This window comes from Paraburkholderia translucens, from assembly GCF_020881035.1.
In the GTDB taxonomy this organism is placed as follows: Bacteria; Pseudomonadota; Gammaproteobacteria; order Burkholderiales; family Burkholderiaceae; genus Paraburkholderia; species Paraburkholderia translucens.
Genome location: NZ_JAJITC010000002.1, coordinates 510,493 through 522,421 on the forward strand (window position 1 = coordinate 510,493; position 11,929 = coordinate 522,421).

Sequence of the window (11,929 nt, forward strand, 5' to 3'; positions counted from 1 at the left end):
TTAAAACGAAGTCGCCGCGTAATGCGCGGCGATTCCCGCGAACAGCGCGCCGCCGAGCCAGTTGTTGTGGCGGAACGCGGCAAAGCACGCCATGCGCTCGCGGTGGCGGATCAGCGTGTAGTGATAGATCGCGCAACCCGCCGCGACCGCCCAGCCCAGCCAGTACAGCAGGCCAAACCCGAGCGTCACGCCAATACCGGCGTAGATGCCGAGCGTCACCGCGTAGCACAGCATGACCGCGGCCACGTCGAAACGGCCGAATGTCAGCGCCGACGTGCGGATGCCGATCTTGATGTCGTCGTCGCGATCGACCATCGCGTATTCGGTGTCGTACGCGACGGCCCAGAAGATGTTCGCGACCAGCATCACCCAGGCGAGCAGCGGCACATGGTCCTGCACCGCGGCGAACGCCATCGGGATACCGAAGCCGAACGCGATGCCCAGATACGCCTGCGGAATGGCGAAGAAGCGCTTCATGAACGGATACGTGCCGGCGACGAACAGCGCGACCACCGACAACTCCTTCGTCAACGCATTGAGCGGCTGAATCAGCAGAAACGCGATCAGCGACAGCACGGTGGCCAGCACGACAGCTTCCCATGCGTTGATCTTGCCGGACGTGATCGGCCGGTTTTCGGTGCGCTTCACGTAACGGTCGAAATCGCGGTCCGCATAGTCGTTGATCGCACAGCCCGCCGAGCGCATCAGCACCGTGCCGAGCGTGAAGATGACCAGCAACTGCCACGACGGATGGCCGCCGGACGCGATCCACAGTGCGTTGAGCGTCGGCCACAGCAACAGCAGGCTGCCGATCGGCTTGTCCATGCGCACGAGGCGCAGATACAGGGGAAGTCGGGCGAACATGGGACGAATTCGGTGAAGTACGAACACGGTGCGCCTATTCTACGGGAAGCGCTCGGTGCGCCTGGATTCGCGCGGCGGCGGCGCAAAAAACAAAGCCTCCCGTGCGGGGAGGCCTGTTCGCTTTCAACGCGGCATGGGGGTGGCCAGAGCCGGCCTCAGCTGTGACTCAAGAGCAACTTAAGAGCAACTTAAGGGCAACTGAAGGGCAACTCAAGCAAGCAGCGAGCGCAGCATCCACGCGGTCTTCTCGTGCGTTTGCATGCGTTGCGTGAGCAGGTCGGCGGTCGGCTCGTCGTTAGCAACTTCGGTCGACGGGAAAATCGCGCGCGCGGTGCGCACCACGGCTTCCTGGCCCTCGACCAGCTGGCGGATCATCTCTTCGGCCGCCGGCACGCCATCCGCTTCGGGGATCGACGACAACTTCGCGAAGTCCTTGTAGCTGCCCGGTGCATGCACGCCCAGTGCGCGGATGCGTTCGGCAATCGAGTCGACCGCGAGCGCGAGTTCGTTGTATTGCGTTTCGAACATCAGATGCAGCGTGTTGAACATCGGACCCGTGACGTTCCAGTGGAAGTTGTGGGTCTTCAGGTACAGCGTGTAGGTATCGGCGAGCAGACGCGACAGCCCTTCGGCGATCTTCTTGCGATCCTTGTCGCTGATCCCGATATTGACATGCTGTACGGCTGCGGCTTCCTTCTTGGCCATGACGACTCCTTTGAAGAGTTATACGAACCGGTCGGCAAATGACGGTCTGCAAAAACAGACTTAAAACGTTCGACAGTGTAGCGTGAAATGCCGCAAAGCTTCCGCAAGACGTACCTCAAAGCCTTGCTGCGCGGCCTTGCGGCGCCCCCATGCTCAGCCGCCCAGCACGTGTTGCAACCCGTGCGCGGCGATCACCGCAAAGCCGCTCGCGACGATCGCAAAGCCCGCCACCTTGCGCAACATCAACACCGGCCGACGCGCCTGCATGCCGTTCATCGCGGCCGGCGCGCCGATGTTTGCCATCATCATCCGAATCATGACCGTACTCCCGGATCGTATCGTGACGGACGCAGCACGAGGCGCCGCGCCGCCGATTGCGTTAGTACTGCTTTGCCATCCGTTGCTTACCGCTTCCGGCATGACCTGAATCGCGAAGCGCCACTTCGGGAAGCGACCCGGTTCGATGCTGTTCACTGTCTCGCGCCCCGAGCGTCAGGCCGGGGCGTTGAGACTAGTCGATCAAAGGGGTCGCGCAATCGGTGGAAGAAACTATAACAAGTCTATTGAATGTTTGCGTTTGATTAATTATATCTATTCAATAGGGGCGCGCGTTTTCGCGGCAGCTATGCGTCAGTTGACGGCGGCCGGCAAATCGAGCTTCTTGACACCGGGCAGGTCGCAGGCAGCGATCGCGTCACAGATCGCGTCGATCGCGGGCATGCGCGTGAAGCTCTTGCGCCACGCGAGCACGACGCGGCGATCCGGCACCGGCTCGTCGAACGCCACGTAGCTGAGCAGGCCCGCGTCGATCCCGCCCGCATGCGGCTTGACCTCATGCACCGACATGCGCGGCAGCACCGTAATGCCGACACCGCTCGCGACCATATGGCGAATCGTTTCGAGCGACGAGCCCTCGAAGGTCTTCTGGATGCCGTCCGCATTCTGCGAGAAGCGCATCAGCTCGGGACACACGCCGAGCACGTGATCGCGGAAGCAATGGCCGCTGCCGAGCAGCAGCATGGTTTCCTGCTTCAAATCACTTGGGTCGATCTTCGGGCGGCTTTCCCACGCGTGGCCGGACGGCAGCGCCACGACGAACGGCTCGTCGTAGAGCGGGCGCAGCATCAGACCGGTTTCGGGAAACGGCAGCGCCATGATCGCAACGTCGATTTCGCCCTGCTTGAGCAGCTCGATCAACTTCAGCGTGTAGTTTTCCTGCAGCATCAGCGGCATCTGCGGCACGCGCCGGATCATCTGCTTGACGAGCGTCGGCAGCAGGTACGGCCCGATCGTGTAGATCACGCCGAGGCGCAGCGGTCCGACGAGCGGGTCCTTGCCCTGCTTGGCAATCTCCTTGATCGCGAGCGTCTGCTCGAGCACGCGTTGCGCCTGGGTGACGATCTGTTCGCCGATCGGCGTGACGCTGACCTCGCTGGTGCCGCGCTCGAAAATCTGCACGTTCAGCTCGTCTTCGAGCTTCTTGATGGCGACGGACAGCGTGGGCTGGCTGACGAAACACGCTTCGGCGGCCCGGCCGAAGTGCCGCTCGCGGGCTACCGCCACGATGTATTTCAATTCGGTGAGCGTCATTCGGGGATCAATCAGTACGATGGGTTCGATAGGTTCTAGTTATACACCCATAGGGTCGGTTCGCCAACCTTTTAGCCCTGCCGCTTGCGGCGACGGCTGCGCTCAGGCCTTCAGATACTGCTCGCGGGCGCCGAGCCAGCGCGCCAGGTGCTGGATGACCACCTCCGGATACTGGTCGAGCAGGGTCGCGGCGGCCTCGCGCGCAGGCTCGATCAGGTGCTGATCGTTCTGCAGGTCGGCGAAGCGCAGCATCGCCGCACCCGACTGCCGCGCGCCGAGGAACTCGCCAGGCCCGCGGATTTCGAGGTCGCGCCGGGCGATCTCGAAGCCGTCGGTGGTTTCGCGCATGGTTTGCAGGCGGGCGCGAGCGGTCATCGACAGCGGTCCGGTGTATAGCAGCACGCAGACCGACGCGGCGCTGCCGCGCCCCACGCGTCCGCGCAATTGATGCAGTTGCGCGAGACCGAAACGCTCCGCATGCTCGATCACCATCAGCGACGCGTTCGGCACGTCAACGCCCACTTCGATCACCGTGGTCGCGACCAGCAACTGGATCTCGTTGCGTGAGAACGCATCCATTACCGTGGCTTTTTCGGCGGGCGCGAGACGCCCGTGCGCGAGCCCGACTTTCAGCTCGGGCAGCGCGGCCACCAGCGTCTCGTAGGTCTCGACCGCCGTTTGCAACTGCAAGGTTTCGCTTTCCTCGATCAGCGGACACACCCAGTACACCTGGCGCCCGGTCAGCGCCGCCTCGCGCACGCGGCCGATCACTTCTTCGCGGCGCGCGTCGGAGACGAGCTTCGTGAGAATCGGTGTGCGGCCCGGCGGCAGTTCATCGATCGTGGAGACGTCGAGGTCCGCGTAGTAGGTCATGGCGAGCGTGCGCGGGATCGGCGTCGCGGACATCATCAATTGATGCGGCTGGAAATCGGGCTCGCCGTCGGCGGCGCCTTGCGCCTTTGCGCGCAACGCGAGCCGTTGCGCGACGCCGAAGCGGTGCTGTTCGTCGACGATCACGAGCCCGAGGCGCGCGAACTCGACTGCGTCCTGGATGATGGCGTGCGTGCCGATCACGAGCTGGGCGGTGCCGAGCGCCGCCGCTTCGAGCGCGGCGCGCTTCTCCTTCGTCTTGAGGCTGCCCGCGAGCCACGCGACCGTCACGCCGAGCGGCTCCAGCCAGCCGCGCAATTTGCGGGCGTGCTGCTCGGCGAGGATTTCTGTCGGCGCCATCAGTGCGGCCTGGTAGCCGGCGTCGATCGCCTGCGCGGCGGCGAGCGCCGCGACGATCGTCTTGCCGCTGCCGACATCGCCCTGCAACAGCCGCTGCATTGGATGCGGCTGGGTCAGATCGAGCGCGATCTCACCGCCGACGCGCTGCTGGGCGGCCGTCAGCGAAAACGGCAGCGCCTTCAGGAGGCGCGCGACCAGCGCGGATTCGTCGCCGAGCTTGCGGCGCGGCATCGCCGGCGCGGCACGCGTGCGGCGCTCGTCGTGCGCGCGCTTCAGCGACATCTGCTGCGCGAGCAGTTCCTCGAACTTGATGCGCACCCACGCCGGATGCGTGCCGTCGATCAGCGCCGTTTCGTCCGACTGCGCGTCCGGATGATGCAGCGTGCGCACGGCATCCATCAGCGCCGGCACGCCGAGCGGTTCGAGAAACGCGCGCGCGACCGGCGCGGGCAACAGCTCTGGCAGCGAGGTGCGCGCGAGCGCGTTGTCGATCGCCTTGCGCAGATACGCCTGCGACACGCCCGCCGTGCTCGGATAGACCGGCGTCAATGCCTGCGGCAGCGGCGTGTCTTCCTCGACGACGCGCACGCTCGGATGCACCATCTCCATGCCGAAGAAGCCGCCGCGCACGTCGCCGCGCACGCGCAAGCGCGCGCCGAGCGCCATCTGCTTGACCTGCGAGCCGTAGAAATTCAGAAAGCGCAGCACGAGTTCGTCGCCCTCGGCATCGCGCAGCTTGACGAGGAGCTGCCGGCGCGGGCGATAGGCGATCTCGTTGTCGAACACCACGCCTTCGGTTTGGGCGATGCCGCCGGGCAGCAGGTGGCCGATCGGCGTCAGCGAGGTTTCGTCCTCATACCGCATCGGCAGGTGCAGCACGAGGTCGATGTCGCGGGTGAGTCCGAGTTTGGCGAGCTTGTCGGCGGTTTTGACCGGGGTTTTGGTTTTGGCGGCGCGTTTGCCCTCGTCGCGCCCGGCATCGTGGCCGGCGGCCATCATGCCGCCTTCCGCGCCCGCTTGCGCCGTATCACCTTCCGGCGTCCGCGCTCGCGCACCGTGGCGCCGCGTTTCGGCGCCCGCTTCGAGGGTGGCAACGGACGATCGGCGGTCGGACAAAGGCATAGGCTGCTTCGCAAGTACAATATCGGCTGCTGTCGAAAGAAAGTCGTGCCGCCCTTCGCGCGTGCGTCATGAGCAGAGCACGGCACAGGGCGCGCGGGCCGCATCGGCGTCCCGCCATCATAGCCGCCCGGCTCCGGCTTCGGCTCAATTCAATCCCAAATCCGTCCCAACCCGCTTCCAGTCGTTTGCATGTTTACGCTTTCCGATTTCGACTTCGATCTGCCCACCGAGCTGATCGCGCAAGTCGCGCTGCCCGAGCGCAGCGCGAGCCGTCTGCTCGACGTGGACGCCGCAGGCGCTGCCGATGGCGCCGCGCGCATGATCGACCGCCGCTTCACCGAGCTGCCCGAGTGCATCGCGCCGGGCGATCTGCTCGTCTTCAACGATACCAAGGTGCTGAAGGCGCGCTTCTTCGGCCAGAAGGCGAGCGGCGGCAAGATCGAAGTGCTGGTCGAGCGCCTGACCGGCGAGCGCACCGCCCTTGCGCAGATCCGCGCGAGCAAGAGCCCGCAGGCTGGCACGACGATCCGCCTCGCGGATGCGTTCGACGTCACCGTCGGCGAGCGGGTCGATCAGTTCTACACCCTGCATTTTCCCGCTGACTGCCTGACGCTGATCGAGCAGTACGGCCGCCTGCCATTGCCGCCGTACATCGAGCACGACCCCGACGCCACCGACGAAACCCGCTATCAGACCGTGTTCGCGCAGAACCCGGGCGCGGTCGCTGCGCCGACCGCCGGCCTGCATTTCGACGACGCGCTGCTCGCCAAGCTCGACGCGCATGGCGTCGAGCGCGCCACGCTGACGCTGCACGTAGGCGCAGGCACGTTCCAGCCGGTGCGGGTCGAGAACCTCGCCGAGCACAAGATGCACAGCGAGTGGTATCACCTGCCGCAAGCGCTTGCGGACAAGATCGCTGCGACCAAAGCGCGCGGCAGCCGCGTGATCGCGGTCGGCACGACCTCGATGCGCGCGCTCGAAGCCGCCGCGCGCGACGCCGAGGCGGCCGGCCATCCGCTCGCCGCCGCGAGCGCGGAGACCGACATCTTCATCACGCCGGGCTTCCGGTTCCGCGTGGTCGACCGGCTGGTTACGAACTTCCATTTGCCGAAGTCGACGCTGCTGATGCTGGTGTCGGCGTTCGCGGGCGTCGAGACGATTCGCGCCGCATATCGTCATGCCATCGACGAGCGGTATCGGTTTTTCAGCTACGGTGACGCCATGCTGCTCACGCGGCGCGATGCATAAGCCGGTTCACGCAGTGCTTCGACGTTTTGCAGTTTTCCCAGCCGCCGCGATCCTTCGTGGCGGTTTTCATTGATCGCGCCGGACTGTATTCCGGTAGCCCAGGAGTGATCCCAATGACCCTCGGTCATCCCTCGCAACAGCCTGTCCACGAGCGCCCGGAGAACGGCCTCAGATTCGAACTGCTCGCCACCGACGGCCTCGCCCGCCGTGGCCGCGTCACGCTCAATCACGGCGTGGTCGAAACGCCGATCTTCATGCCGGTCGGCACCTACGGCACCGTGAAGGCGGTCCAGCCGCGCGAGCTCGACGAAATGCACGCGCAGATCATCCTCGGCAACACGTTTCACCTGTGGCTTCGCCCCGGCCTTGAAACCATCGAGGCGCACGGCGGCCTGCACGGCTTCATGGGCTGGAAAAAGCCGATCCTGACCGACTCGGGCGGCTTCCAGGTGTTCTCGCTCGGCGATCTTCGCAAGATCACCGAGGACGGCGTGACGTTCGCGTCGCCGATCAACGGCGATCGTCTTTTCCTGTCGCCCGAAGTGTCGATGCAGATCCAGAAGGTGCTGAACTCGGACATCGTGATGCAGTTCGACGAATGCACGCCGTACGCGACCAACAACGTTCCGACCACGCACAAGGAAGCGGCCGAATCGATGCGCATGTCGATGCGCTGGGCGCAACGCTCGATCGACGAATTCCAGCGTCTCGGCAATCCGAATGCGCTGTTCGGCATCGTGCAGGGCGGCATGTTCGAGGATCTGCGCGACGAGTCGCTCGCCGGCCTCGCCGGGAAAAGCTTCCACGGCCTCGCGATCGGCGGTCTGTCGGTCGGCGAGCCGAAGGAAGAGATGATGCGCATCCTGAACCACATCGGCCCGAAGCTGCCGGCCGACAAGCCGCACTACCTGATGGGCGTCGGCACGCCCGAAGACCTGGTCGCCGGCGTCGCGGCCGGCGTCGACATGTTCGACTGCGTCATGCCGACGCGCAACGCGCGCAACGGCTGGCTCTTCACGCGTTTCGGCGACATCAAGATCCGCAACGCCACGCACAGGAACTCGCTGCGTCCGCTCGACGAGCAATGCGGCTGCTACACCTGCCGCAATTTCACGCGCGGCTATCTGCACCACCTGCACCGCGTCGGCGAAATCCTCGGTGCGCAGCTGAACACGATCCACAACCTGCACTACTACCTTGAACTGATGCAGGAAATGCGCGACGCAATCGAGGCGAAACTGTTCGACACATTCCGCAAGCGCTTCCACGAGGACCGCGCGCGCGGCGTCGAACCGTCGTCCTGACGCCCAGGCACCCTGCGCGGGCCACGCGCCGGGAACTTACAATTCACTTTCGCCGGCCGCGCGACTTGCCTCGACGCGGACCTTTAAACGGTTGATCGCAAAGCCGATTCACCGTGCCCGCGCGCATGTGGCCGGTGTAGAATAATCGGCTGACTTTTTTGTTAGTTTTGACTGATAACGGAGAGACCAACGTGTCGTTCATTTCCAATGCCTTCGCGCAAGGCGCTGCAGCAGGTGGTGTCGAATCGAACCTGATGAGCTTCCTGCCGCTGATCCTGATGTTCGGCGTGCTGTACTTCATCATGATTCGCCCGCAAATGAAGCGCCAGAAGGAACATCGCAACATGCTCGCAGCGATGGCCAAGGGCGATGAAGTCGTGACGAACGGCGGCATCGTCGGCAAGGTGACGAAGGTGGGCGAAGCCTACGTCGGCGTCGAAATCTCGGAAGGTACGGAAATCACCGTGCAAAAGGCGTCGATCACGACGATTCTCCCGAAGGGCACGATCAAGTCGCTTTAAGGCCTGCTCTCCTCGCGTCCGGCGCGGCCTCGCCGGCAATTCAGGCACTTCGCTGAACGGCCCGCGCTCATCGCCGGACGCATCGCATCCAAGCCAACCTTCCCGTTGGACCACTCATGAATCGCTACCCCCTCTGGAAATACGCCGTGATGCTGGTGGCTCTGGTCATCGGCCTCGTGTACACGCTGCCCAATCTGTACGGCGAAGCGCCGGCGGTGCAGGTGTCGAGCGGCAAGGCCACGGTCAAGCTCGACGCCAGCACGCTCGCGTCGGTCGAAGCCGCGCTCGCGAGCAATCAGATCAAGCCGACAGCGGTCACGTTCGACAATTCGCAGATGAACGCGAACATCCGCGTACGCGTGACGGACACGGACACGCAGCTGCGCGTCAAGGATCTGCTGCAGAAGTCGCTCAATAGCGACCCGAACGATCCGCAGTACATCGTCGCCCTGAACCTGCAAAGCGCCTCGCCGACCTGGATGACCGCGCTGCGCGCACTGCCGATGTACCTCGGTCTCGACCTGCGCGGCGGCGTGCACTTCCTGCTGCAGGTCGACATGGCCGGCGCATTGAACAAGAAGCTCGATTCGGACGCCTCGGACGTGCGCACGCTCCTGCGCGACAACAATATCCGCGACGGCGGCGTGAATCGCGTGGGCCAGTCGGTGGTGGTGAATCTTGCCGACCAGGCCACGGCGGATGCGGCGCTCAAACTGCTCGGCCGCAGCGTCAGCGAACTCCAGTGGGCGTCGCAGCCGAACACCGGCGCAGACGGCGGCGTGCAGCTCGTCGGCACGTTCACGCCGGCCGTGCAGCGCGCAGTGCAGGACGCCGCGCTCAAGCAGAACATCACGACGCTGCATAACCGCGTCAACGAACTCGGCGTGGCCGAGCCGGTGATCCAGCAACAGGGCGCGGACCGCATCGTGGTCGAACTGCCGGGCGTGCAGGACACCGCGAAGGCGAAGGACATCATCGGCCGTACGGCGACGCTCGAAGCGCGCCTCGCCGACCCCGTCAACACGCATCCGAACCCGAACGACCCGGTGCCGCCAGGCGACGAACTCTTCACGCAAGGCAACCAGGTGCCGGTGCTGCTGCGCAAGCAGGTGATCTTCACCGGCGACCGCATCATCGACGCGTCGGCGGGCTTCGACGAACATCAGCGTCCGTCGGTCAACATCCGTCTCGACTCGGCCGGCGGCCGCGCGGTGCGCGCGGTGTCGCGCGACAACATCGGCAAGCCGATGGCGATGGTGCTGTTCGAACACGGCAAGGGCGAAGTGCTGACGGTCGCGACGATCCAGTCGGAACTGGGCGACCGCTTCCAGATCACCGGCCAGCCGACCCCGCAAGCCGCCGCCGACCTCGCGCTGCTGCTGCGCGCCGGTTCGCTCGCCGCGCCGATGGAAATCATCGAGGAACGCACGATCGGCCCGAGCCTCGGCGCCGACAACATCAAGAAGGGCTTCCACTCGGTCGTGTGGGGCTTCGCGGCCATCGCCGTGTTCATGATCGCGTACTACATGCTGTTCGGCGTGATCTCGATGATCGGCCTCTCGGTGAACCTGCTGCTGCTGGTCGCCGTGCTGTCGATGCTGCAGGCCACCCTCACGCTCCCGGGTATCGCCGCTATCGCGCTCGCGCTCGGTATGGCGATCGACGCGAACGTGCTGATCAACGAGCGCGTGCGCGAAGAACTGCGCAACGGCGCGCCGCCGCAACTAGCCATCCAGAACGGTTACGCGCACGCATGGGCGACGATTCTCGACTCCAACGTGACCACGCTGATCGCCGGCCTCGCACTGCTCGCGTTCGGCTCGGGTCCGGTGCGCGGCTTCGCGATCGTCCACTGTATCGGCATTCTGACGTCGATGTTCTCGGCGGTGTTCTTCTCGCGCGGCCTCGTCAACTTCTGGTACGGCGGCAAGAAGAAGCTGAAGTCGCTGTCGATCGGCCAGGTATGGCGCCCGCAAACGGCGGCAGCAGGCTCGGCCGCGTATGCCGGCGGCAGCCTGGGCAACGACGCCGCCGCGACCGACACCGCACAGGCCATCGCCACGGCGAAGGCACGCTCGAAGGCACCGGCCGCGGCCGGCGCGCAGGGTCGCGCGAAGCCGACCGTGCGTCGTCGCAATGCGCCGGGCACGCCGGCGTCGAACGGCTCGACGCCGCAAAAACCGGGTTCATCCCGCTGAGTCCCGGAGAACGAGACCATGGAATTTTTCCGCTTCCGTAAAGACATTCCGTTCATGCAGCGCGCGTTGATCTTCAACGCGATCTCGCTGATCACCTTCCTCGCCGCCGTCTTCTTCCTCGTACATCGCGGGCTGCATCTATCGGTGGAATTCACCGGCGGTACCGTGATCGAGGTGCAGTATCCGGGCCCGGTCCCGCTCGACCCGGTGCGCAACACGCTTGGCAAGCTCGGTTATGCCGACGCGCAGGTGCAAAACTTCGGCTCCTCGCGCGACGTGCTGATCCGTCTGCCGCTGAAGGCTGGGCTCACGTCCGCGCAGCAAAGCGACCAGGTCATGGGCGCGCTGAAAGCCGACACGCCGGAGGTGCAGTTGCAGCGCGTCGAGTTCGTCGGTCCGCAAGTCGGCAAGGAGCTCGCCACCGACGGTCTGCTCGCGCTCGCGTGCGTGGTGGCCGGTATCGTGATCTACCTGTCGTTCCGCTTCGAATGGAAGTACGCGGTGGCCGGCGTGATCGCCAACCTGCACGACGTCGTCATCATTCTCGGCTTCTTCGCGTTTTTCCAGTGGGAGTTTTCGCTGTCGGTACTGGCTGCCGTGCTCGCGGTGCTCGGCTATTCGGTCAACGAGTCGGTCGTCATCTTCGACCGGATTCGCGAAACCTTCCGCCGCGAACGCAAGATGACCGTGATCGAAGTGATCAATCACGCGATCACCAGCACGATGTCGCGAACCATCATCACGCACGGCTGTACGCAGATGATGGTGCTGTCGATGTTCCTGTTCGGCGGCCCGACCCTGCACTACTTCGCGCTCGCGCTGACGGTCGGTATTCTGTTCGGTATCTACTCGTCGGTATTCGTCGCCGCAGCGCTCGCCATGTGGCTCGGCGTCAAGCGCGAAGACCTGCTGAAGGAAAAGAAGGAACGCGTCGATCCGGACGATCCGAACGCGGGTGCGCAGGTTTGATGCGCGCGTAGTTGCTCATCGCGCATACAGCAAAGGCCGGTTCCTGCGAACCGGCCTCAGACTGCTGACAAAGTACCCCCAAAGCCTGGCCACGCGCCGGGCTTTGTCGTTTAATGGGCGTCATGCTCAAGAAACCAACACCGATGCAGCACGAACTCGAGATGGTCACGCTCGAGGA

General features: G+C 64.7%; 10 protein-coding genes. 5 read left to right on the top strand and 5 right to left on the bottom strand.

Going from position 1 to position 11,929, the window contains the following annotated elements; genetic code table 11:
• The 5 genes from ubiA to recG form a co-directional block, all read right to left on the bottom strand.
• Positions 1-864 carry a 4-hydroxybenzoate octaprenyltransferase gene (ubiA, locus tag LJ655_RS05540; RefSeq protein ID WP_230560244.1) on the bottom strand — a complete coding sequence of 288 codons (864 nt, stop codon included), beginning with the start codon at positions 862-864 and terminating at the stop codon, positions 1-3.
• A gap of 210 nt (positions 865-1,074) precedes the next feature.
• Positions 1,075-1,569 carry a Dps family protein gene (locus LJ655_RS05545; RefSeq protein ID WP_230560245.1) on the bottom strand — a complete coding sequence of 165 codons (495 nt, stop codon included), beginning with the start codon at positions 1,567-1,569 and terminating at the stop codon, positions 1,075-1,077.
• A gap of 153 nt (positions 1,570-1,722) precedes the next feature.
• Positions 1,723-1,887, bottom strand: coding sequence for a hypothetical protein (locus LJ655_RS05550; protein WP_230560246.1), 165 nt, complete (start codon positions 1,885-1,887; stop codon positions 1,723-1,725).
• Between the two features lie 312 nt (positions 1,888-2,199).
• Positions 2,200-3,159 carry a LysR substrate-binding domain-containing protein gene (locus LJ655_RS05555; protein ID WP_230560247.1) on the bottom strand — a complete coding sequence of 320 codons (960 nt, stop codon included), beginning with the start codon at positions 3,157-3,159 and terminating at the stop codon, positions 2,200-2,202.
• A 102-nt stretch (positions 3,160-3,261) separates the two neighbouring features.
• A complete protein-coding gene (gene recG, locus LJ655_RS05560; protein ID WP_230560248.1) occupies positions 3,262-5,511 on the bottom strand; it encodes an ATP-dependent DNA helicase RecG in 2,250 nt (749 codons plus the stop codon).
• A 189-nt stretch (positions 5,512-5,700) separates the two neighbouring features.
• Here recG and queA point away from each other — a divergent pair, with 189 nt between their 5' ends.
• The 5 genes from queA (at position 5,701) to secF (ending at position 11,751) form a co-directional block, all read left to right on the top strand.
• Positions 5,701-6,759, top strand: a complete 1,059-nt coding sequence (queA, locus tag LJ655_RS05565) for a tRNA preQ1(34) S-adenosylmethionine ribosyltransferase-isomerase QueA (protein WP_230560249.1) — start codon at positions 5,701-5,703, stop codon at positions 6,757-6,759.
• 113 nt (positions 6,760-6,872) lie between these two features.
• Positions 6,873-8,063 (top strand): tRNA guanosine(34) transglycosylase Tgt, encoded by a 1,191-nt coding sequence (gene tgt, locus LJ655_RS05570; protein WP_230560250.1) that lies wholly within the window; start codon positions 6,873-6,875, stop codon positions 8,061-8,063.
• Positions 8,064-8,254: 191 nt separating this feature from the next.
• Positions 8,255-8,584: a preprotein translocase subunit YajC gene (gene yajC, locus LJ655_RS05575; RefSeq protein ID WP_230560251.1), complete on the top strand. Its 330-nt coding sequence runs from the start codon at positions 8,255-8,257 to the stop codon at positions 8,582-8,584.
• 116 nt (positions 8,585-8,700) lie between these two features.
• Positions 8,701-10,782, top strand: a complete 2,082-nt coding sequence (secD, locus tag LJ655_RS05580) for a protein translocase subunit SecD (protein WP_230560252.1) — start codon at positions 8,701-8,703, stop codon at positions 10,780-10,782.
• Between the two features lie 18 nt (positions 10,783-10,800).
• Positions 10,801-11,751, top strand: a complete 951-nt coding sequence (secF, locus tag LJ655_RS05585) for a protein translocase subunit SecF (RefSeq protein ID WP_230560253.1) — start codon at positions 10,801-10,803, stop codon at positions 11,749-11,751.
• Positions 11,752-11,929 lie beyond the last annotated feature (178 nt).

Coding starts and splice junctions, on each gene's coding strand:
- ubiA (WP_230560244.1), bottom strand. CDS start 864: ATGTTCGCCCGACTTCCCCTGTATCTGCGCCTCGTGCGCATGGACAAG.
- LJ655_RS05545 (WP_230560245.1), bottom strand. CDS start 1,569: ATGGCCAAGAAGGAAGCCGCAGCCGTACAGCATGTCAATATCGGGATC.
- LJ655_RS05550 (WP_230560246.1), bottom strand. CDS start 1,887: ATGATTCGGATGATGATGGCAAACATCGGCGCGCCGGCCGCGATGAAC.
- LJ655_RS05555 (WP_230560247.1), bottom strand. CDS start 3,159: ATGACGCTCACCGAATTGAAATACATCGTGGCGGTAGCCCGCGAGCGG.
- recG (WP_230560248.1), bottom strand. CDS start 5,511: ATGCCTTTGTCCGACCGCCGATCGTCCGTTGCCACCCTCGAAGCGGGC.
- queA (WP_230560249.1), top strand. CDS start 5,701: ATGTTTACGCTTTCCGATTTCGACTTCGATCTGCCCACCGAGCTGATC.
- tgt (WP_230560250.1), top strand. CDS start 6,873: ATGACCCTCGGTCATCCCTCGCAACAGCCTGTCCACGAGCGCCCGGAG.
- secD (WP_230560252.1), top strand. CDS start 8,701: ATGAATCGCTACCCCCTCTGGAAATACGCCGTGATGCTGGTGGCTCTG.
- secF (WP_230560253.1), top strand. CDS start 10,801: ATGGAATTTTTCCGCTTCCGTAAAGACATTCCGTTCATGCAGCGCGCG.